Annotated in this window: 23 protein-coding genes; 14 read left to right on the forward strand and 9 right to left on the reverse strand. The window is 41.2% G+C overall.

The annotated features are described in order from the left end of the window. The first annotated feature begins 171 nt into the window (after nucleotides 1-171). Complete coding sequence (locus C0V77_RS14715; RefSeq protein ID WP_229236290.1) at nucleotides 172-660, forward strand: pyridoxamine 5'-phosphate oxidase family protein; 489 nt, start codon at nucleotides 172-174, stop codon at nucleotides 658-660. A 54-nt stretch (nucleotides 661-714) separates the two neighbouring features. Here C0V77_RS14715 and C0V77_RS14720 read toward each other — a convergent pair whose 3' ends face one another. Genes C0V77_RS14720 through C0V77_RS14740 form a run of 5 tightly spaced genes read right to left on the reverse strand, consistent with a single transcriptional unit; the run spans nucleotide 715 to nucleotide 6,060 of the window. Continuing rightward, complete coding sequence (locus C0V77_RS14720; RefSeq protein WP_101727100.1) at nucleotides 715-1,710, reverse strand: polysaccharide deacetylase family protein; 996 nt, start codon at nucleotides 1,708-1,710, stop codon at nucleotides 715-717. Nucleotides 1,711-1,714: 4 nt separating this feature from the next. Beyond that, nucleotides 1,715-2,473, reverse strand: a complete 759-nt coding sequence (locus C0V77_RS14725) for an NIPSNAP family protein (protein WP_101727101.1) — start codon at nucleotides 2,471-2,473, stop codon at nucleotides 1,715-1,717. Nucleotides 2,474-2,498: 25 nt separating this feature from the next. Then, complete coding sequence (locus C0V77_RS14730; protein WP_101727102.1) at nucleotides 2,499-3,716, reverse strand: serine hydrolase; 1,218 nt, start codon at nucleotides 3,714-3,716, stop codon at nucleotides 2,499-2,501. Nucleotides 3,717-3,720: 4 nt separating this feature from the next. Next, nucleotides 3,721-5,019, reverse strand: a complete 1,299-nt coding sequence (locus C0V77_RS14735) for a right-handed parallel beta-helix repeat-containing protein (RefSeq protein WP_101727103.1) — start codon at nucleotides 5,017-5,019, stop codon at nucleotides 3,721-3,723. 12 nt (nucleotides 5,020-5,031) lie between these two features. Continuing rightward, the gene (locus C0V77_RS14740; RefSeq protein ID WP_229236291.1) at nucleotides 5,032-6,060 is read right to left on the reverse strand and encodes a DUF3500 domain-containing protein; all 1,029 of its coding nucleotides are present in this window, start codon (nucleotides 6,058-6,060) and stop codon (nucleotides 5,032-5,034) included. Nucleotides 6,061-6,150: 90 nt separating this feature from the next. Between C0V77_RS14740 and C0V77_RS14745 the strand changes: the two genes are divergently transcribed. Further along, entirely contained in the window at nucleotides 6,151-6,507 is a 357-nt protein-coding gene (locus C0V77_RS14745; protein ID WP_101727105.1) for a DoxX family protein, read from the forward strand. A 67-nt stretch (nucleotides 6,508-6,574) separates the two neighbouring features. Here C0V77_RS14745 and C0V77_RS14750 read toward each other — a convergent pair whose 3' ends face one another. Next, nucleotides 6,575-7,648 (reverse strand): asparaginase, encoded by a 1,074-nt coding sequence (locus C0V77_RS14750; protein ID WP_101727106.1) that lies wholly within the window; start codon nucleotides 7,646-7,648, stop codon nucleotides 6,575-6,577. Between the two features lie 236 nt (nucleotides 7,649-7,884). Here C0V77_RS14750 and C0V77_RS14755 point away from each other — a divergent pair, with 236 nt between their 5' ends. Beyond that, nucleotides 7,885-8,313 carry a hypothetical protein gene (locus tag C0V77_RS14755; RefSeq protein ID WP_101727107.1) on the forward strand — a complete coding sequence of 143 codons (429 nt, stop codon included), beginning with the start codon at nucleotides 7,885-7,887 and terminating at the stop codon, nucleotides 8,311-8,313. Here the strand turns inward: C0V77_RS14755 and C0V77_RS14760 are convergent, their stop codons facing one another. Further along, on the reverse strand, nucleotides 8,314-8,637 hold the full coding sequence (locus C0V77_RS14760; RefSeq protein WP_101727108.1) for a tetratricopeptide repeat protein: 324 nt from the start codon (nucleotides 8,635-8,637) through the stop codon (nucleotides 8,314-8,316). 187 nt (nucleotides 8,638-8,824) lie between these two features. On the opposite strand from C0V77_RS14760, the gene C0V77_RS14765 reads away from it, so the two are divergent. The 11 genes from C0V77_RS14765 (at nucleotide 8,825) to C0V77_RS14815 (ending at nucleotide 17,359) form a co-directional block, all read left to right on the forward strand. After that, nucleotides 8,825-9,559 carry an electron transfer flavoprotein subunit beta/FixA family protein gene (locus tag C0V77_RS14765; protein ID WP_101727109.1) on the forward strand — a complete coding sequence of 245 codons (735 nt, stop codon included), beginning with the start codon at nucleotides 8,825-8,827 and terminating at the stop codon, nucleotides 9,557-9,559. A 32-nt stretch (nucleotides 9,560-9,591) separates the two neighbouring features. Next, nucleotides 9,592-10,557 (forward strand): electron transfer flavoprotein subunit alpha/FixB family protein, encoded by a 966-nt coding sequence (locus tag C0V77_RS14770; protein ID WP_101727110.1) that lies wholly within the window; start codon nucleotides 9,592-9,594, stop codon nucleotides 10,555-10,557. Between the two features lie 193 nt (nucleotides 10,558-10,750). Continuing rightward, nucleotides 10,751-11,344, forward strand: coding sequence for a bifunctional nuclease family protein (locus C0V77_RS14775; protein ID WP_101727207.1), 594 nt, complete (start codon nucleotides 10,751-10,753; stop codon nucleotides 11,342-11,344). Between the two features lie 209 nt (nucleotides 11,345-11,553). Continuing rightward, nucleotides 11,554-12,378, forward strand: a complete 825-nt coding sequence (locus C0V77_RS14780) for an FkbM family methyltransferase (protein ID WP_101727111.1) — start codon at nucleotides 11,554-11,556, stop codon at nucleotides 12,376-12,378. Between the two features lie 88 nt (nucleotides 12,379-12,466). Beyond that, nucleotides 12,467-13,327, forward strand: a complete 861-nt coding sequence (locus tag C0V77_RS14785; RefSeq protein WP_101727112.1) for a 1-acyl-sn-glycerol-3-phosphate acyltransferase — start codon at nucleotides 12,467-12,469, stop codon at nucleotides 13,325-13,327. An 80-nt stretch (nucleotides 13,328-13,407) separates the two neighbouring features. Next, the gene (locus tag C0V77_RS14790; protein WP_101727113.1) at nucleotides 13,408-14,283 is read left to right on the forward strand and encodes an ABC transporter permease; all 876 of its coding nucleotides are present in this window, start codon (nucleotides 13,408-13,410) and stop codon (nucleotides 14,281-14,283) included. An 82-nt stretch (nucleotides 14,284-14,365) separates the two neighbouring features. Continuing rightward, on the forward strand, nucleotides 14,366-14,617 hold the full coding sequence (locus tag C0V77_RS14795) for a DUF3098 domain-containing protein (RefSeq protein WP_101727114.1): 252 nt from the start codon (nucleotides 14,366-14,368) through the stop codon (nucleotides 14,615-14,617). Between the two features lie 53 nt (nucleotides 14,618-14,670). Next, nucleotides 14,671-15,462, forward strand: coding sequence for an undecaprenyl-diphosphate phosphatase (locus C0V77_RS14800; RefSeq protein ID WP_101727115.1), 792 nt, complete (start codon nucleotides 14,671-14,673; stop codon nucleotides 15,460-15,462). A 3-nt stretch (nucleotides 15,463-15,465) separates the two neighbouring features. Next, nucleotides 15,466-16,152 (forward strand): tRNA pseudouridine(55) synthase TruB, encoded by a 687-nt coding sequence (truB, locus tag C0V77_RS14805; RefSeq protein ID WP_101727116.1) that lies wholly within the window; start codon nucleotides 15,466-15,468, stop codon nucleotides 16,150-16,152. A gap of 50 nt (nucleotides 16,153-16,202) precedes the next feature. Continuing rightward, a complete protein-coding gene (locus tag C0V77_RS14810; RefSeq protein WP_101727117.1) occupies nucleotides 16,203-17,132 on the forward strand; it encodes a bifunctional riboflavin kinase/FAD synthetase in 930 nt (309 codons plus the stop codon). Further along, on the forward strand, nucleotides 17,123-17,359 hold the full coding sequence (locus tag C0V77_RS14815; RefSeq protein ID WP_101727118.1) for a CBU_0592 family membrane protein: 237 nt from the start codon (nucleotides 17,123-17,125) through the stop codon (nucleotides 17,357-17,359). Before C0V77_RS14810 ends, C0V77_RS14815 begins: the two co-directional genes overlap by 10 nt. 2 nt (nucleotides 17,360-17,361) lie before the next feature. On the opposite strand, the gene pheA is transcribed toward C0V77_RS14815, so the two are convergent. Then, entirely contained in the window at nucleotides 17,362-18,435 is a 1,074-nt protein-coding gene (gene pheA, locus C0V77_RS14820) for a prephenate dehydratase (RefSeq protein ID WP_101727119.1), read from the reverse strand. A 61-nt stretch (nucleotides 18,436-18,496) separates the two neighbouring features. Next, on the reverse strand, nucleotides 18,497-20,416 hold the full coding sequence (locus tag C0V77_RS14825; protein ID WP_101727120.1) for a DNA topoisomerase IV subunit B: 1,920 nt from the start codon (nucleotides 20,414-20,416) through the stop codon (nucleotides 18,497-18,499). Between the last annotated feature and the right edge of the window lie 149 nt (nucleotides 20,417-20,565).

The raw sequence follows: 20,565 nt of genomic DNA on the forward strand, positions 1-20,565 counted from the left end.
AGTATGATTTTAAGCATAATCATAAAACCAGAGAATTAAATTACCCGACATACTGTTGATTTCTCTCCTCACCGATTGCTTCTTTGACTTAAAACCGCACGTACTTAGGATGGAATGCGTTTTTTAGATTAAATACTGCTGAACCAAACGACTTTAAAAACGATGAATAATATGGAGACAAAAACCCGTGAAGATATCCGTGAAATGGTGAAAGATATTAAGTTTGCTATGCTATGTACGAATGATAACAATGGACATATCAGAAGCAGACCCATGGGAACACAAGGTATGGACGAAGCGGGAAATATCTGGTTTCTGACTGCGAAAGACTCGGGTAAAATTGATGAAATAAAGTCAAATGCACATGTGTGTGTCTGTTATTCATCGCCTTCAGATAATACCTACGTTTGTATTATGGGTGAAGCTGAGCAGGTAGACGACCAAAAGAAAATTGATGAGTTCTGGACACCCTTTGCCAAAGCATGGTTTCCGGAAGGAAAAGATGACCCAAATCTAACCCTGATAAGGGTTATGGCTCATGAAGCCGAGTATTGGGATAGCGCCTCAAACAAAATAATTGTGGGCCTAAAAATGTTAAGCAGTATCGTAACCGGAAAAGAATATACTGACGAAGGTGCTTATGGCACAGTGAAGTTTTAAGTAAGAATGCAAAAGTCCCGGTAGAGTATTTACTGCCGGGACTTTAACTTGTCATTATTTCACTTTTTCTCTTCTTTCTTTCAATTCTCTCCAGGTAGTCATAATTATGCCGTTATCCTGTATGTACTTCTTAAGTGCAGGATCAAGCATGGCCAGTAAATCTCCTCTTCGGTTATTGCCGGAGTCTGATATGTGTTCAAAAACCTCGGTTGTGGCCGTACAATGCATAATAACCATCGTTACACCCGGTTGAAGGTCTTTAAACGACTCAATGTATTTCTGAGTTTTGTATTTCTGCAATACTTCGTCGCTTACTTTCTGATTCTTGTACTGATTCCACTCATAACTAACGTTGTGTAAATCGTCAAGTACGGGTAGCCCGGCATCCCATAATTTTTTACCTATTGCCTGTGCCTGCACTAGTTGAAGGCCCAGGTTTCCGATTTCTTTTCTTATCATGTAATCGTGCCCTCCCGGAAACATCACCGGTATTTTTTGTTCCATACCTATTTTCAGATAACGCTCCAGAAAATCAGGTCTGGCAAAGAGTGTACCCATGTGCGAGTCCATGTGTGTGGGTTCAAAACCCATTGTCCGGGCTCTGTCCAGCTGGCTTCTGATTTCCTTTTCAATATCATCGGCCGATGCGTGCATGGCTGTACTTTGTACATTGCGCCACATTGCGCCTTCTTCATCTACCAGATTGGGTACCGCAGCTTTACCGGCCAATGGTGCCCAGCGATAGTCTTTCCATTCTGAGGTGAGTGTCAGGTGTAACCCGGCATCTGTTTTAGGATGTTGCTTCATATAATGTACAAAGCCCGGTACCCAGGGACAAGGCATCATTACACTCAGTGAATTGGCCACTCCTTCTTCCATAGCTTTGATAGCGCCGATGTTTGAGTCGTACGACATCCCTACGTCGTCAACATGCATAATAATTACTTTGGCTCCTTTGGGGTACCCCAGTCTTTCTGCGTAGGTAGCATTTTGGGCATTTACCTGCAAAGCTATTGAAAGCCCTGCAATAATAGAGAAAACGGTTTTCATTCAGTTAAATTTGTGAATAAGCGGTTGGTTCTAAAAAAACTCTTATAATACGAGACACCGTATTGGCGTATTCGGGCATTGGCGCTATCCGTTTCCAGTCTGCATCGGCGCTGAAAGCTTTCCAGCTGGCGTCTCTTTCTTCCATGTTTTTAAATGTAAGCATATAGGTGATACAAGGCTGGTGGTCTCCGGCTATAACTTCTCCGAAAAAAACCGGATTCAATTTCGTGTTGTAGAAAATCTTTATTTCTTCATCATTAAACATCTTTATCTTCCGGCGTGAAGCATCTTCCGAAAAACTTTCGTAGGTTCTTAATTCAAAGAAACGTTGCTCGGCTTTGGGTTTTATCATTTGCGGCAGGCCGTCAAAAGCCAGTAGCAGAGAAGAGGTAAATCTGGTATAAGGAGCTTTATCAGGCAGAAGCGCATTATATTCTGCACTTGCCTCTCTGTATTGGGCATCTGTCTTTACACGTGCGTTGATTATTCCATATTGCTCTATGGATTCATAAGGGATAATGACATAAATTTTAGCCGGCTCAGATTTACCGGTTTCCTTAAACACGCCTACGTTTTTTACACCTAATCTGTTAAGCGTAGGTATCAATGCATTTTTAAAATAGTTTTCAAGATTGGCAACCGGTGAGCCGAAGCGCATTTCGTACACCCGTATTTCGTAAATTTCATTTTTGCCCAGGGCTGATTGCGCCAAAGCACCAAATATCAGAAAAATGAATAAAATAGTTAAGGTTAATTGTTTCATAGATGTTAGTTTAAAATTGAATTACTTATTGCTGAAAGGCTTCCAAAACTCTTTTCACCAATCCATCCATGGCATTGGTGCTTATCCAGCGGGTTACCATTACCAGCTCGTGGTCAGGGTCTGCATAAATCATATTGGTACCGTTACCCAGGTGATAAAATGCATTAGCCGCGGCACTTGGTAATAACTTTTTATCGGTGTTCAGAAACCAGTTCATATAGCCATAAGTTGGTTCGGCCGTGGTTGGAGTCAATGCCTGTTTTACCCAGTTTTCAGATAACAACTGCTGGCCGCTCCATTTACCTCTATGCAATGTCAAAAGGCCAAAGCGGGCCATATCATAGGCATTAATAAACATTCCGCCTCCCCAATGCCCTCCGCCACTTACCGATTGCACGGCTTGTCCGTCCAACACTATCCACGAATTGCGGTAGCCGGTCCATCGCCAGGTATTTGATGCCCCAATTTTATCCATTATCTGTTCTTTCAGTACCTGCGGCAATGGTTTGCGCCATACACTCAGCGTCGCCAGAGAAAGCACATTTACGCGCACATCATTATATTCATAAACCGAGCCGGGCTTGTGTCTGGGTCTGCCCTGCCATAGCGCTGCATCTTTATCAGGCCTGTCTGCCCAGTCGGGTTTTCCCCAAAGCGTTCCTTCCCAATCGCTGGTTTGTCTTAAAAGGGCATCCCAGGTAATGGTTTTGTTATGAGGAGTATCAAACAGGTTTATTAATTCAGGCTTACCAAAATCATCTGCCGGGCGGCTTACAGGTTGTCCATAAGTTTCAACAGGTGGCACATAAGGGGCTACCGTGTCATTTACATTTTTTATCAATCCCTTGTCAACGGCCAGCCCAACCACTGTTGAAAGAAAACTCTTGGTTACGCTGTGGGTCATGTCGCATCTATCAGGCTCGCCCCACTGGGCAACTATATACCCTTTGTAGATAATAAGCCCGGTGGGTACACCCCTTTCGGCAAATGGACCAATAGCAAAGCCGAATGGTTCTTTACCAAAGCTCTTGTAATGCGACACCTCCATATTTCGCGGATTCTTTGACTCATTGGCAATGGCAAAGTTGATGGCCTCTGCCAGTTTTGCTCCGTTCAGACCCAGTTCTTCAGGCTTTTTTTGCAGCCAGTTATTGAAAGCAGGAAAATATGTATCTGTGGTTTTTTTCTGAGCGTATGATTGGGCCCATACTAAAGCTACCATACATAATAAACGGTATTTCATAACACTACCTTTGTTTAAGTTTGTTGTTTTTAAAGTGTACACTTGCAGCACTTACTTCTTTATCTGCATTAATGTATCGGGCATTTTTTGCAATCTCAAAGTAATTATTGTGCAACTTTACACCATTAAAATAAGAACCCGACAACCGAACGCCACAGGGTTTTCCGTTCTTAACGCCTTTTGCCTCCACAAAGCATTTATTGCCACTTATAATGCTATTACTTACGCTGTTTTGTGCATTTTGCCCCCATAGAGTAATACTGCCGTAATTGTTTTTCAGACCATCATTACGGCTTACATTGTTAAGAATTTTATTACGGCTGAATTTGAGCGGGCAATCAAATTGAGCCAACAGATAACCTGCACCTTCGTTATCGTGTGCGTAGCAATTTCTGATAACACAATCTGACGCCCCGCCGTCTATATCAAAACCTCCTCCATCTTTGGTCATTCCGGCATGGTTATGATGAGACTCGCAATTCTGAATAATGCCATTTTTGCAAGCCCATAGCCAAATGCCCACAGGCCCGCCGTCGGTGCATCTGTTATCTGCCCCGTTTTCGTATGCTTCACATTGCTCAATCAATAGGCCATCAATGCCGGCCATTACAATGCCATTGCCTGAATGATTGGTTGTTTTGCTTAAAATGCCTTTGTTATGATATGCCTTGTTATGTGCCAGATAGAAGTTTTTGTGCGGAATTGCCGGATATTTACCCAATGATGCCATACCTGCCTCACCGTTTTCATGAGCAATAGTATGTGTTATTTTTACATTTCTATAGCCGGTGGAATCGCTTTTGTCGCCTATAATCAAGATTCCATACTTATGAAACCCCTTTACCTCGCAACTGTCAATTTCAATTGAACTTAACCATTTTGATGCGTAACCGTTGTAAAATTCAATGCCATTCTGCTTGTTTTTATCTACACCGTTTCCGACAAAAACCAGATTTTCAAGCCTGATGCCCTGGGTATTATGAGCAAAAAATCCACCGTTCTCTCCGGCATTAATAATCGCCTTTTTACCCCCGTAACTGCCAATTATCATTAAACTTCCGGCAATGCCACCATCAAGGCTATCCAGTTGTATGGTTCCATTAAATACCTTACCGCCTTCAAATAATAAGCGGTCTGCTGGCTTAAATATGGTTTCGTTTACTCTTGCCATACTTTTCCAGGCTGTTTTTATACTTAGCCCGTCGTTTGCATCATTCCCGGTATCACTTACATAATAGGTCTTTGGGCCAGCGTGCTGCCCTGCCAACATAAACCACCAGATAAAGTACAGCCACAGCATCATGAATGTTTAGTTTTATTTATGTTCCTGCTCATAGTGCCTGCTGAGTATATCTTCACCAAAATCATTGGTCAGGTCACGCGTTACGGTATGTATATGGTTTCCACCGTTTTGGGTATTATCATATTCAATCAGAATTACTTCATTCTGAATCCGGTAATAATGCCCGTTAGATTCTCCATACTTTCTACCCCCGGCCCAAACAAACCTTAACTTGTTTAATCCGGCCTTTTCTATTTTCTGCATTAGTTCGTTCGAAAAACCCAGCGGGTAATTCTTTACATAAACACTTAACAGCCGCAATAACAGTTTTTGCTGACTATCGTTCATTTCAGCAAAGGTAATGCCTTCATCAGCCAGCGCACCTATTTTGCGTTTATTGCTGGTTATGATGTCGTTAGGGGCGATATCCGATACAATTGCTTTTTTTATTTGTTCGGCAGAAAATGAATTGAGTAGTTCAAAAGCATCATTAGCTTCATCTTTAAGAATCCGGTAGCCTTTTTTTTCACCGGTTGGCACAATGCCGGGGTTACTGCCGAAAAACAAAGGGGTAGCTGATGCCAGTTTTCCGGAGGCTGAGGAGAAATTAAGCGACAAATGATGCCCTTCTAAACGCCATCCCCAGCGCTTGTTTTCATTGGGTGTTCCGAAAATAGTAAAATAATACTTTACCGGGCTTCGGTAATCACTTTCAGGTGGCGCCTTCTCCAGTTCTTTCAGTATAATCTCCAGTTGCATAATTGCTATGGCTTTCTCCTGTCCCTGCTGGCTTAAGGTTGCTTTCAATAAATTCAAGGCTGCTGCTTTCTGTGGGTCGGTCATTTCTCTCAGCATCAGTCCGTTTCGGGCTTTTGGTACAAAATACCAGTTGAAACGTTCTTCTGAATCGTAAGCATAAATGATTTTTTCAAGCTGGGTTTTGTCGAGCAGTTGCAGGAAAGCAGAAGCCGCTTTAACAATGGGTTTGTTGCTGGTACCCGACTGGGCACGTATGGCAAAGCAATGTACACATACCATACAAAAAGTAAGTAACGCTTTCATAGTAAGAGGCCTGGTTGAATATTATTACCAAGTAAGCGTTAATAGTTATAAAAAACAAATTAATTTGCGCAGCCTAAAATGCAACTTACCATGAGCACCGTAGAGTCGATAGGATTATACTTAGCCTCCGCAATTTATATTTTTGCAGGCATTATGCACTTTATTAACGAGAGGTTTTACCTTAAAGCCATGCCACCTTACATACCTTTTCATAAGGCGATGGTACAGTTAAGCGGCATGGCTGAGATTGTCTTAGGTGCAGGCTTGTTGTTACCGGCCACAAGAACTTACGCTGCCTGGGGAATAATTGTACTTTTAATTGCGGTTTTTCCTGCAAACGTTTATATTGCAACATCAGGTAAATTTCACCGCATGCCACAACTTTTGCTATGGTTGCGCCTGCCTCTACAATTCTTACTTTTAGGGTGGGCATATTTATACACCTGACATCTCTTACTTTAATCAACTATATAAAGGCTATAAAGGTGGACCTGATAAGTTTAGTAAAACGATTTTAAACTGACATTTCGCCACAAATATCACGTTCCAGATTGAATTTTACCCGCTCGGGCGACTCCTCATTTCCAAAAAGATACATCATTTTAGTAATGGCCGCTTCGGTAGTTATATCAGAGCCGCTTACCACGCCAATTTCCTGCAATTGCCTGCTGGTCTGGTAGGTACCCTGCAACACCCGTCCGCCATCACATTGCGATACATTGAAAATCACAATCCCGGCATCAATAGCCTGTTTCAATTCTTCCAGAAACCAGCTTTCTGATGGTGCATTGCCGGCTCCGTATGTTTCCATTACCACGCCTTTCAGGCCGGTGGTTTTAAAAAGATTATGCATCAGATTACGATGCAAACCTGGAAAAAGCTTCAATATCATTACATTTTCATCCAGCTTTTCGTGGAGTATCAGTGGTAAATCGGTTCGATACGGGCGTATGAACGGAAAATTGTAGTCAATTGTAACCCCCACTTCGGCCAGAAAAGGGTAGTTATCAGACCTGAAGGCATTAAACTGGCTGCTTTCTTTCTTCTTGGCGCGGCTACCCCTTAGCAGGTAAGAATTAAAATATATGGCTACTTCTGGTACTACCGGGCGGCCGTTAATTTGTGCCGATGCAATTTCAAGGGCTGTAATCAGATTCTCACGGGCGTCGGTTCTTGCTACGCCAATGGGCAACTGTGCGCCTGTCAGTATCACAGGTTTGCTCAGGTTTTCAAGCAGATAACTCAACGCAGAGGCCGTGTAGGCCATTGTGTCGGTTCCGTGCAGAATCACAAAGGCATCATAATCCTGAAAATTATCATACACAATGCGGGCCATTTCTACCCAATCTGCCGGTTGCATGTTAGACGAGTCAATGGGTTTATCAAGCGTCAAAGTGGTGAGTTCGCACTCCAGCCGATGTAGCTCTGGCACGTTGGTTAAAATCTCACTAAAAACAAAAGGCACTAAACTTTTACTTTTAGAGTCATATACCATACCCAGTGTTCCGCCTGTGTAAATCATTAAAACAGAGGTGGCACGATTATTTTTAGTTGATGAAGTGTTGATTTTTGAGGTCTTATATCGCATTGAAAAAAAATTTTTGGGCAAAAATGAAAGTTACCTTTTCAGGCCAAAAGCTGTTTTTTTTAATTTATGAAAGCGAAATTACTTAAAACGATACAAGATTTTGATAAAATGTTATTTTTTTGAGTATTACTACTCAAAAATAAACCTGATTCAGGCAATTTTATAATTTATAAATTATACTATTCCAAGATTTTTTTTCACTTTTCGTGAATTTAATTTGAATTATTACGTTATATTTGAAAAGCAACAAACTAGAACACAATAAAAAAGACGGTATTATGCGTGTGCAACCAACATTAAGAATCATAACAGACGAGGTAGCAATTATTGATTGCCTTGTAGATAACGGTGAGATGTTCAGGAAGTTTGATACAGACAAAACTGCGGCATTTCTGGTAGGAGAAGATTTTCATTTAGTTTTATATTTAGCAGACGAGGCCATCGAAAACCGGTTTGTGATGTATATAGTTGACGATTTTTCGGTAAACGAAGAGTGCATGGCATATGTGCTGAAATACCTGGAAGAACAGATACAACAAAACCACAGGGTTTATACAATGAAACAGGCCCGTAATAAAGTATTGGATATATTTTATATGACCGATACTTTCAGAGCCTTGTTTGGTAAGAAAAGTGTTCAGGAAGAAGACGAATATCATCATTAATTATTCGATTTCGTCAAGAAACATTCTGTAAGCTCGGTTTAGCTCATCAAAAGCTTTTTTATTTTGCTTCTGGTGAGCTATTTCTATACCTTTTTTATACACTTCATCAGCTTTTTCAAATTCTTCCAGCTCAAAATACAAAGCGGCTGCGTGGTAATACGTTGGCACGTAATCAGGATGCACTGCCAGTAATTTCTCAAGATACCCCAGCGCTTTGCCCGGGTTGGTATTCATGTACTCCATAGCCACGCTGTAAATATTAAAGGGCTCATTGGGCTCTTCTTCCAGATACTGTAGCAAAATTTTTAATCGTTCCTCTTGCATACTATTGTTCTTTAATTTAGCTTTGTAATGTTATGCGTGCATAACAATTTATTGTCGGTACACATCCTTAAAAGGCAAAAATAGGCAATAAATATTGTTCAATATTATAAATACAATGCTTTTTAGAAAACCCCTGAAAGCATCTATTCTATAATTATCTCCCTTTAGGGGTAAGGGGCAAAAAACTATGAAAATACTAGTCTGCATTTCGAATGTGCCTGATACAACTTCAAAAATCAGTTTTACTGATGGCGACACCAAGTTGAACAAGGCAGGAGTACAATACATCATCGGACCCTACGATGATTACGCACTGGCAAGAGCCGTAGAATTAAAAGAAAAATCAGGTGCAAGTATAACCGTACTGAATGTTGGTGAAGCAGATGCCGAGCCACAAATACGGAAAGCGTTGGCTATTGGTGCTGATGATGCCATCAGGGTTGATGCCGACCCTACCGACTCTTATTTTGTAGCTGAGCAAATAGCGGCAGTAGCTAAAGAAGGCAGTTATGACCTGATATTGATGGGCCGCGAAACCAGTGATTATAACTCGGGTGTAGTACATGGTATTGTGGGCGAAATACTGGGTATCCCGTCGTTCTCGCCGGTTATGCAATTAGATATAGAAGCCGGCACCGCAAAAATGACCCGTGAGATAGAAGGAGGAAAAGAAAAACTGGAAGCCCCCCTACCACTTGTTTTGGGTTGCCAGGAACCCATAGCCGAATGGAAAATACCTAACATGAGAGGTATTATGACAGCCCGTACCAAACCATTGAAAGTAATTCCGGCATCGGGCGAGGCGCTCACCTCTACTGATAAATACAGCTTGCCACCGGCCAAAGGTGCCTGCAAGATGATACCTGCCGATGAAGCAGAAAAATTAATTGAGCTGCTTCATAAAGAAGCCAAAGTGCTTTAATATATTATTCAATTCAGAAAAGACTTTATAATATGGCTATATTAGTTTTTGCAGAGATTGCCGATGGCGCAATCAAAAAATCATCGCTTGAGGCTATTTATTATGGCGCTCAGGTGGCCGAAAAATCAGGCACAGCTGTTACAGCTTTGGTTATTGGCAAGGCAGATGCCAGCGCGCTGGCCATTGCAGGCCATTATGGCGCTGCCAAAGTTTTGCACGCCAACGACCCAAAACTGGAAACCGCCAACAGCATGGCTTATGCCAAAGTATTGGTAGAAGCCGTGCAGTCAATAGGCGCTAAGGTAATAATTACGGCGAAGTCTTCTCTTGCCGATGCCGTAACTGCACGGGCTGCAGGTACGTTAAAAGCCGCAGTAGTCGGAAACGTCGTAGAACTGCCAGATTTATCAGGTGGTTTTAAAGTAAAACGTAGCATTTTTACGGGTAAAGCATTTGCCGATGTAAACGTAACCAGCGATATTAAGGTTTTGGCTATCAAGAAAAACGTGGTAAATCCGGTAGAAGGTTCAACGGCCGCAACGGTTGAGACCTTCTCTCCTGCTTTAGCTGAGAATCTTTTTACTGCCAAAGTAACAGAAACCATAAAGGCGTCAGGAACGGTGTCATTACCAGAGGCGGACCTCGTGGTATCTGGTGGCAGAGGCATGAAAGGGCCAGAACACTGGCAACCATTACTAGACCTGGCCGAAGCGCTGGGCGCAGCAACGGCCTGCTCTAAGCCTGTTTCTGACCTTGACTGGAGACCACACCACGAACACGTTGGACAAACAGGCGTGAAGGTTTCGCCGAATTTGTATATTGCCTGCGGTATTTCAGGGGCTATTCAGCACCTGGCCGGGGTTAATTCATCTAAAGTAATAGTGGTTATTAATAAAGACCCCGAGGCTCCTTTCTTCAAAGCAGCCGACTACGGTATTGTAGGCGATGTGTTTGATGTATTGCCTAAACTTACCAAAGCGGTTAAAGATTTGAACTAAAAAACTGATTATACTTAGCAAAGCCTCTGAAAGCCGATTTCAGAGGCTTTATGTTTTTGTACATAGCCTGTATATAGCAAATTAAGGAAACCAAAAGTACCGAATGGAAGTTTACCAGATATAAGGATACGCTGCTTCTTAATTTTTATGGTTGAAGTGAATGGGCAATTTAAGAAATCCTTATATTTGCAACGTGGAAAAAATAAAACTAGAAATACTTGGCCTTTCTCCAAGCCAATCACAAACCGGCTCATTTGCGTTGGTGTTGGCAGAGGAATTTGGTAATCGCCGATTACCGATTATTATTGGAATGTTTGAAGCCCAAGCCATTGCGATTGAAATGGAGCGTATAACGCCTAATCGACCAATGACGCACGACCTCTTCAAGTCATTTGCCCGTGCATTTGACTTTACAGTTGAAGAAATTCTTATTTCTGATTTAAAGGAGGGTATCTTCTATGCCAAAATTATTTGTACTGATGGCATACGCCAGAAATCAATAGACGCCCGGCCGTCAGATGCGGTAGCTATTGGTTTGCGTTTTCAGGTACCTATTTATACTACCGACCAGATTCTTTCAGATGCAGGTATAACCGCACAAGATGCCACACCCGCCGACGAACCACAGGAACTGGTATCTTCTTCTTCCCGCCCGCAGAGAGTAAAGAAAGATTCTCTTAAAGACCTTAATCTGGAAGAACTGCACAACCTGCTTAATCAGGCTCTGGCCAATGAAGAATACGAAAAAGCCGCTAAAATAAGAGACGAAATCAGCAAGCGCAATTAAGCTGTTTTCAGAATTTATATGTAATAAGCTATTTGATATCAGTCAGATAGCTTATTTTTTTTGCCCCGGGGGTCAATTCTCACATCAATTTTAATAAAAAATTAATTTATATTAAAAATAGCATTAAAACATTACATAGTTTTTTTAGATTTGGGTATAAAGGTCTGATTCTTTATTTATTAAAACATCATTTAAACCTATTATTTATTATGTTCTCCTATCTGAAAAGAAAATTTGAAAAACACCAAATAAAAACAACGTTTAGGGAATTCGGCCATAAAGTGGAAGAATATGAATTACCTCAGTTTGGTAAAGTAAATTTTGCCAAATGGGAAAACCCACTTGAATCCGAAAAGCATATTACACAAAGCCAGGTAGATTTTTACAATGCTTTTCTAAAAAAAGGAGACTTTGTGATTGATATCGGTGCCCATATCGGCGATTCTACGCTACCAATGGCATTGGCGGTTGGCAAAGAAGGCACCGTACTGGGTTTTGACCCAAACCCGTATATTTACAAGATACTTAAAAAAAACGCCTCTCTCAATAAAGAACTTACCAACATTATTCCGCTGCAACTGGCTATTGCAACCCATGAAGGCGATTTTTTTTACAGTTCGTCAGAGGCAACCCATAACAATGGCGGCATTGCCGAAACACAGCAGAACAGACACGGGAAATACGAATTGAATGAAAAAGTAAAAGGGGTGAATCTGGAGCGTTTCCTGAACGAAAACTACCCTGAAGAACTAAAGAACCTGTCACTCATTAAAATTGATACCGAAGGCTATGATATAGAAATCATCAGGTCTATTGCCTCTTTATTGAAAAAACATAAACCAAATTTAATTTTTGAGTGTTTTCCGGGGTTATCAAAGGCAGAAAGGCAAAGTCTTTATGACCTGGTGGCAGATATGGGCTACCATTTAACCTATGTTGAAGCATTTGACGCTAAAGCTAAAAAACAGGCAATCAAACGCGAAAATATGAGCGACTGGAAACATTTTGACATTTGGGCGGTTCCGGTAAAATAAGCCCTGGTGCAGTCAGGGTTGTGGAATTGTAAGTTTTTATTTTTAACTTACGCATTCAAAAACCCTGACTAAACAATATAAAGCGATAATGATTCGAATACTGCGTAACTTTTTACCAATTCCCAACAAAGACCCTAATTTGTTTTTTAGGCTTGTTTCGTACATTGATATTCTGGGTATTTTTGAGCGTGATCCTTTCGGTAATTGGCTTATTTTAAAACGTATTATCATTCTTGTGGCTGGTTTCCCCACTTACTGGCGCATAGCCGTGGCTAATCAGTTAAAAGTAGAAGGCGCCGAAAAAATTGCCCGCCTGCCCAACCAGAATGTATTTTTTATATCCAATCATCAAACCTATTTTGCAGATGTAATCACCTTTTATCATGTGTTTTGTTCAGTTAAATGGGGCTTTGGTAATAGAGTTATTCCGGTATCATTATTTGCACCCAGAGCGCGTACATTTTATGTTGCCGCCAGCGAAACAATGAAAGAAGGTCTTATTCCGCGTATTTTCAGCCTGGCAGGCGCCATTCTGGTAGAACGTTCATGGAGAGCGAAAGGAGAAAACGTAAGAAGAGACCTGGACTCGTCGGCAGGTAATAACGTCTCTAAAGGATTACAATTTGGATGGGTGGTGAGTTTTCCGCAGGGTACAACCAGCCCTTATGCCCCTATCAGAAAAGGTACTGCACACATAATTAAAGAAAATAACCCCATTGTTGTGCCAGTAGTAATAGACGGCTTCCGCAGGGCATTTAATAAAACTGGCCTTGCCTACAAAAAACGGAATACCGAACTAAGGGTAAAATTCAAAGACCCTATTCACTTTTCTCCAGATGCAACCGTAGATGAAATAACTGAGGTTGTAAAGAATATCATAGAACAAAACATGCCCGAACGCATAGCGCGCTGGCGTGGAGACACCGAAGGATCTGTTAAAAATCATTAATTTAGTCCGAATTTCTGCTACATTTCCTATCTTTGCCCAAAGTTACAAACAGGCAAAGTATTGTATTAAAGATATTCAAGATGTCGAAAAGAAAAATAGGCAGTTTTCCGAGTCTTTTAATTATTATCAGCTTAACCACTGCTTTATTTCTGATTGCCTTTGTTGGCTGGATAGCCATTACATCAAAACAACTGGTTGGTTACGTGCGCCAGAATGTTGAAGTGCAGGTGTATCTTGACAAATCAACAACCCCGGCTCAGCAAGACTCTATCCGTAACCTTATCATCAAGAAAAATTATTTGGCTTACCTTGACAATACGCCACAGATAAAGTTCATATCAAAAGAAAGCACTGCACAGAAAGTTCTGAAAGAATTGAAAGAAGACTATAAGCCGGTTTTAGGTGAAAACCCATACCGCGATGCCTTCAATATTAAAATTCAGGAAGATTACCAGAGTGAAGCCAATCTGGTAACTATCAAAAAAGATTTGGAACAAATAGACGGGGTTTTTGAGGTCAATTATGCCAAAGATTTTATAGACAGCGTAAATAAAAATGCCTACAACGCTTTTCTGATTATCGCCTCTATTATTGTTATTTTGCTCATTGCCATTATCTTGCTAATCAACAATACCATTCGTCTGGCGCTTTATTCGCAAAGGCTCATTATTAGAAGTATGCAGCTGGTTGGCGCTACCAACTGGTTTATTCAAAGGCCTTTTATTGGCCGTGGTTTAGTACACGGTTTATTGTCTGGTATCATTGCCATTGGCTTGTTTATGGGCGTGCAGCAGATTGCTATTAATAAAATACCAAGCCTGATTATATTGCAAGACTACCTGAAAATTGGTATTCTTTGCGGTGGGGTTATTGTTCTGGGCATTTTAATCAGTGTGCTCAGCACTTTTCAGTCAATGTACAGATACCTGAGAATGAATCTTGACGACTTATATTAAAATCATTTTTTCATGCGAAACATATCCCTGTTGCATGGCAAACCAATAAAATATTTTTACGGGATACAGAACCTTTGTACTTATGAAAAATACAAATGCAAAAGCATCGGAAGTAACCGAAACTACAGGCGCTGAAACCAAAAGTGCGCTTCCGTTTACCAGAAAAAACTATGTATTAATGCTGGCAGGCATAGCGCTTATTCTTGTGGGCTTTTTTATTATGACCCAGGATAAAGAAGAATTCGGCTTTGGTTTTCTGGGCATAACCTTAGGGCCAGCCATTGTTTTTATTGGCTTCATTTTTGAATTTTATGCCATTTTCAAAAAAAAATAAGTCTATTAAGGCTCATACTAACTCACATATCCTAAACTTTTACAATTTTATCAATGGATTTTTTTCAGGCCATTATACTTGCCATTATTGAAGGTATAACAGAATACCTGCCTATCAGCTCAACAGGACACATGATTATCGGTTCTTCATTAATGGGAATCAGCGAGCTTGAGTTCACCAAGATTTTTGAAGTTAACATTCAGTTTGGCGCCATTTTATCTGTTCTGGTACTTTATTGGAAACGCTTCTTCCAGTCAGTTCAGTTTTATACAAAACTGCTCACGGCTTTTATACCAGCCATGATTATCGGCTTTTTACTGAATGATTTTATTGATTCATTATTAGAGAGCGTGCTGGTTGTGGCTATTTCAATGGTTTTGGGCGGGGTAATATTGATATTTATTGATAAATACTTTGAAAACAAAGCCACAAAAGAAAACATCAGTTACCCCGATGCCCTTAAAATAGGCTTGTTTCAGTGTATAGCCATGATTCCCGGCGTTTCTCGTTCTGCTGCCAGTATCATTGGTGGTATGTTTCAGGGTTTATCAAGAAAAAACTCTGCCGAGTTTTCTTTCTTTCTGGCAGTACCTACCATGTTTGCGGCATCTGCTTACAAGTTGTTAAAGAGCTACAAAGCAGGCTCACTTACGTTTTCAACTGAAGAACTACAATTATTATTAGTGGGTAATGTTGTGGCTTTTATTGTGGCCATGCTGGCTATAAAGTTCTTTATTGGTTTTCTTCAGAAATACGGTTTCAAGGTTTTTGGTTATTACAGAATTATTGTCGGCCTGATTATAATTGGCCTTGTGGCAGCAGGATTTGACCTAAAGATTGTTTAATTGATGCAAACAGTACCAGACGAGCGCAATGATGTACTGCTGATAGATAAACCTTTGAAATGGACATCGTTTGATGTTGTAAACAAGGTTAGGTACGCAGCTAAATATAAGAAGGTAGGCCACGCCGGTACGCTAGACCCCCTGGCCACCGGCTTGCTTATATTGTGTACCAATAAAAAAACCAAAGAGATTGAGACCTATCAGGCTCAGGAAAAAGAATATACCGGAACCCTGGTGCTTGGTAAAACTACGCCATCGGTTGATCTGGAAACAGATTTTGATGCGGAATATCCTATCAGCCATATTACACCTGATGCCATTCAGCTGGCAGTAGCACAACTCACAGGGTTAATTGACCAGATACCCCCGGCACACTCTGCTATAAAAGTAGATGGCAAAAGGGCGTACGAATCAGCAAGAAAAGGACAGGAAGTGGTCATTAAGTCGCGTCAGGTTGAAATAAAAGCCTTTGAAGTTGATGCAGGCAACTTCCCGGAGCTATCGTTCAGAATAGTTTGCTCTAAAGGTACGTATATCAGAAGCCTGGTGAGAGATTTAGGCAAATTACTGCATTCGGGCGCTTACATGAGTTCTTTGCGACGCACACGTATTGGTGAATTCCGCATTGAAAATGCACTCAGCCTCGACCAGTATTTAGAGAATATTCGTAATTTCGCACCCAATAATTGAGTGGTGATACACAAATACTGCCCCCGGGTGCTTCTTAAAACGTCTTAACATTGAAAGTATATTATAATCTATCTGACTTTACACCTCTTGCTAATGCTGTGGTAACCAGCGGCACTTTCGACGGGGTTCATTTAGGACATCAGAAAATTTTACAGATTTTACGCGAAAGCACAGCGGCCTCTGGCGGCGAATCGGTTGTTCTTACTTTCTGGCCTCACCCGCGTATGGTGGTTTCGCAAGACAGCCAGGGCTTAAAATTGCTTTCTACCATTGATGAAAAAATTGAGTTGCTTGAGCAACAAGGGGTAAATCACTTACTGATAGTGCCATTTACCAGAGAGTTCTCAGAGCTGTCTTCAGAAGAATACGTACAGAATATATTGCTTGATACCATTGGCACCAAAAAACTGGTAATAGGCTACGACCACCGCTTTGGCAGAAACCGTGAAGGTGGTTTTGAGTATCTGGAAGCCCATGCACGCCGTTTCGGATTAGAACTGGAAGAAATTCCACGGCAGGAAATAGACAACCTGGTTATCAGCTCTACACAAATACGGGAGTCGTTACAGAATGGCCAGATTAAAGCCGCCAACGAATTGCTTGGCAGGCCTTATACTTTTTCTGGCATTGTTGTTAAAGGCCGCCAATTGGGTCGTACCATTGGCTTCCCGACTGCTAATGTCCAGGTAGCTGAGTCATACAAATTAATACCAGCCAATGGCGTATATGCAGTAAAGGCACTTGTAAGAGGGCAGTGGCTCAATGGCATAATGAATATAGGCAACCGCCCTACTGTTGATGGCATCGGCCGAACACAGGAAGTGTACATACTAGATTTCAGCGATGATATTTACGGCGAGAACATTACCGTTGAGTTGGTTGATTACATTCGGCCTGAACGGAAATTTAACGGACTGGATGAACTGAAAAGCCAGATAACAAAAGATAAAGAAACGGGTATTCAGATTTTATGCAACTAAACCTGGTAGAAATTATTGGCTGGATTGGGGCGGTTTTGGTTACTGGCTCTTATTTCCTGAATATTCAAGGCAAAATGGATGCCAAAGATGCGCGTTACATTTGGGCCAATGCCATTGGTGGAATATGTTTTGTAATCAATACATATTTCCACCAGGCATATCCGTCGATGTTTGTTAATATCGTTTGGGTACTAATTGCAGCCGCCGCTGTTTTCAGAAAAAAATAGCATCAGGCATTTTTTACGTAACTACCCAGCCATTTGATCGCGTTTCTGTGTTTCTTAAACACTTTCTCCAGATTTTCATCTTTAAAGAAACCCTCTAACTCAATAAAGAACCAGAAATTGAAATCTTCGCTGCCTTTGTATGGCCGGCTTTCAATTTTTGTAAGGTTTACACCCGCCTTTTTGAAATCCTGAAGAAAATTGGCCAGAATACCCGGTTTATCAGTATCAGGCAAACGAGCAATAATCGTGGTTTTGTCATTACCGCTTTTCTCATTAACAAAATCTTTGGCCAATATATAAAAGCGGGTACGGTTTTGTCCGTTATCTTCTATGTTGTTGAAAAGCACAGGAAGGCTAAAAAGTTTTGCGGCAATTTCAGAGCAGATGGCTGCACTTTCAGGGTCTTCTGCAGCCAGTTTTGCCGCCTTTGAGGTCGACTCCACCTGAATTTCTTCCGGTTGTGTCTGTTCAAAATACTTGTTCAGAAACCCTCGGCATTGTCTGAAGGCAATGTCTTTAGAATATATCCGTTTGATTTTCGATGGATTCTCTGCTTCTGTAGCCAGCGCAAAATGAACCGGAATCTTTAATTCTGCGGCTACATTTACACTCATCTCATTCAGCAGGTCTACAGTTTCATATACGATACCCTCCTGATTATTCTCGATAGGAATCACTCCATATTTGGCTCTGCCGGTATCAACTGCCTCAAAAACCGACTTAATGGTGGGCAGTGTCATGTACTCGCTCATAGCGCCAAACCGGCTTTCTGCCGCCTGATGCGTAAAGCTCCCTTCGGGCCCCAGAAAAGCAATTCTTTCGGGCAATTCAATGTTCCGGGCAGCGGCAAATATTTCCAGAAAAATGGCATCAATGGCATCTTCTGTCAAAGGCCCCTGGCTTTGCGCCTTCATCCTGTCAAGGATGTGCTTTTCGCGCTCGGGTCTGTAAATAATAGCTTTGGTAGAACGTTTTATTTCACCTACCCGCTGCACCAATTGCATACGTTTATTGAGCAATACTAATAGTTGGTCGTCAATTGAATCAATATCTTTTCTTACTTCGTCTAGTGTCACTGTTAAGATAGGTGTTTAAATGTCTATAATAAATTAGGGTAAAACCTTTTCAGGCAGATAATCAGGCAACTTCTTTCAAATCGGGCTTTCCTTCTTTCAGGTCAAGAATTTCTTCAAGCTTTTCATCAATTTCATCTTTCTCAACTCTCAGGTTTTCAATAATGAACCGCTGGCGTTCAGGTGTATTTTTGCCCATGTAATAACTCAGAATTTTGGTAATTGATGATTCCTTCTCAAGAATTACGGGGTCCAGTTTAATATCCTCACCTATAAAACCTTCAAACTCATCGGGCGAAATCTCGCCAAGACCTTTAAAACGGGTAATTTCAGGTTTTGGCGAAAGTTTTTTAATTGCCGCCTCTTTTTCTTCTTCTGAGTAGCAATATATAGTTTCTTTTTTATTGCGCACCCTGAAAAGTGGCGTGTCCAGGATATACAAATGTCCTTCACGCACCAGGTCCGGGAAAAACTGCAGAAAGAATGTAAGCAATAGCAGCCGGATATGCATGCCGTCAACGTCGGCATCGGTAGCTACAATAATCTTCTGGTATCTGAGGCCTTCCAGACCATCTTCAATGTTCAGTGCATGTTGCAGCAGGTTAAATTCTTCGTTTTCGTAAACAATTTTCTTAGTGAGGCCAAAACTGTTTAAAGGCTTACCTCTTAAACTGAATACGGCCTGTAATTCGGGGTTTCGTGCTTTGGTTATTGAGCCACTGGCAGAGTCTCCTTCAGTAATAAACATCACGGTTTCATGACGTTTCTCGTTTTTTTCATCATCCAGATGAAAACGGCAGTCTCTAAGTTTACGGTTATGCAGGTTTGCTTTTTTGGCCCTTTCGTTAGCCAGTTTTTTAATACCAGCCAATTCTTTCCTTTCTCTTTCAGACTGTTCAATGCGCTTTTTAAGGGCATCTTTAACTGCCTGGTTCATGTGCAGGTAATTGTCTAGCTGCTCTTTCAGAAAATCGCTGATGAATGTTCTTACCGTTGGTGAATTTGGCTCGGGCGACATATTCTGAGACCCCAGCTTGGTTTTGGTCTGCGACTCAAAAACCGGCTCCTGTACCCGAATTGATATAGCGCCAATGATTGACTGACGGATATCTTCCGGAGCGTAGTCTTTACCAAAATGCTCTCTGACAGTTCGTACAATTGCTTCTCTGAAACCCGAAAGGTGTGTACCACCCTGCGTAGTATTTTGTCCGTTTACAAATGAATAGTACTCTTCTCCGTACTGGTTACCGTGCGACAACGCCACCTCTATGTCTTCGCCTTTCAGGTGAATAATAGGGTACCTCAACAGGTCTTCATCTGTTTTGCGACGCAGCAGGTCAAGTAATCCATTCTGAGATATGTACTTCTGTTTGTTAAAGAATATAGCCAACCCGGCGTTCAGGTAACAGTAATTCCAAATCATTGACTCCACAAATTGCGGAATATAATGATAGTGCTTAAACACTGTGTCGTCAGGGGTAAAAGTAACCCAGGTACCATTCTTCTGGTCTGTATCTATAATTTCCGATTCGCTCACCAATTCGCCTTTAGAAAACTCAGCCCATTTGGTTTTACCATCTCGGTAAGCCTGTACTTTAAACCTTGACGAAAGCGCATTTACAGCTTTTGTACCTACCCCGTTAAGCCCCACCGCTTTCTGAAAAGCCTTACTATCATATTTGGCGCCCGTGTTTATTTTAGATACCACATCAACCACTTTACCCAGGGGTATTCCGCGTCCGTAATCTCTTACCTCCAAACTACCTTCGTCCAGTTTTATCTCAATAGACCTGCCATAACCCATGGCATACTCATCAATACAATTATCCAGTACCTCCTTTAATAAAACATAGATTCCATCATCAGCAGCCGACCCGTCTCCTAATTTTCCGATATACATACCCGGCCGTAATCTTATGTGTTCCTTCCAGTCAAGCGAACGAATACTGTCTTCGTTATAAGTTACTTCCTTGTTTTCAGCCATTTTTGAAAAATATTTTGTTTTATTTGAATTTATAACTTACTTTGCAATTCAAAGTTCTTTTTATCACATACTTAATACCAAAGCGCAAAAAAATAAAAAAACTTCACTTACTTTGCATTGTATTAAGTTGTGGCGCACATAAATTCCTA

Origin of the sequence: Emticicia sp. TH156 (assembly GCF_002855535.1) — a bacterium.
Lineage (GTDB): Bacteria > Bacteroidota > Bacteroidia > Cytophagales > Spirosomataceae > Emticicia > Emticicia fluvialis.

Coding starts and splice junctions, on each gene's coding strand:
- C0V77_RS14715 (WP_229236290.1), top strand. CDS start 172: ATGGAGACAAAAACCCGTGAAGATATCCGTGAAATGGTGAAAGATATT.
- C0V77_RS14720 (WP_101727100.1), bottom strand. CDS start 1,710: ATGAAAACCGTTTTCTCTATTATTGCAGGGCTTTCAATAGCTTTGCAG.
- C0V77_RS14725 (WP_101727101.1), bottom strand. CDS start 2,473: ATGAAACAATTAACCTTAACTATTTTATTCATTTTTCTGATATTTGGT.
- C0V77_RS14730 (WP_101727102.1), bottom strand. CDS start 3,716: ATGAAATACCGTTTATTATGTATGGTAGCTTTAGTATGGGCCCAATCA.
- C0V77_RS14735 (WP_101727103.1), bottom strand. CDS start 5,019: ATGATGCTGTGGCTGTACTTTATCTGGTGGTTTATGTTGGCAGGGCAG.
- C0V77_RS14740 (WP_229236291.1), bottom strand. CDS start 6,060: ATGAAAGCGTTACTTACTTTTTGTATGGTATGTGTACATTGCTTTGCC.
- C0V77_RS14745 (WP_101727105.1), top strand. CDS start 6,151: ATGAGCACCGTAGAGTCGATAGGATTATACTTAGCCTCCGCAATTTAT.
- C0V77_RS14750 (WP_101727106.1), bottom strand. CDS start 7,648: ATGCGATATAAGACCTCAAAAATCAACACTTCATCAACTAAAAATAAT.
- C0V77_RS14760 (WP_101727108.1), bottom strand. CDS start 8,637: ATGCAAGAGGAACGATTAAAAATTTTGCTACAGTATCTGGAAGAAGAG.
- C0V77_RS14765 (WP_101727109.1), top strand. CDS start 8,825: ATGAAAATACTAGTCTGCATTTCGAATGTGCCTGATACAACTTCAAAA.
- C0V77_RS14770 (WP_101727110.1), top strand. CDS start 9,592: ATGGCTATATTAGTTTTTGCAGAGATTGCCGATGGCGCAATCAAAAAA.
- C0V77_RS14780 (WP_101727111.1), top strand. CDS start 11,554: ATGTTCTCCTATCTGAAAAGAAAATTTGAAAAACACCAAATAAAAACA.
- C0V77_RS14785 (WP_101727112.1), top strand. CDS start 12,467: ATGATTCGAATACTGCGTAACTTTTTACCAATTCCCAACAAAGACCCT.
- C0V77_RS14790 (WP_101727113.1), top strand. CDS start 13,408: ATGTCGAAAAGAAAAATAGGCAGTTTTCCGAGTCTTTTAATTATTATC.
- C0V77_RS14795 (WP_101727114.1), top strand. CDS start 14,366: ATGAAAAATACAAATGCAAAAGCATCGGAAGTAACCGAAACTACAGGC.
- C0V77_RS14800 (WP_101727115.1), top strand. CDS start 14,671: ATGGATTTTTTTCAGGCCATTATACTTGCCATTATTGAAGGTATAACA.
- truB (WP_101727116.1), top strand. CDS start 15,466: ATGCAAACAGTACCAGACGAGCGCAATGATGTACTGCTGATAGATAAA.
- C0V77_RS14815 (WP_101727118.1), top strand. CDS start 17,123: ATGCAACTAAACCTGGTAGAAATTATTGGCTGGATTGGGGCGGTTTTG.
- C0V77_RS14825 (WP_101727120.1), bottom strand. CDS start 20,416: ATGGCTGAAAACAAGGAAGTAACTTATAACGAAGACAGTATTCGTTCG.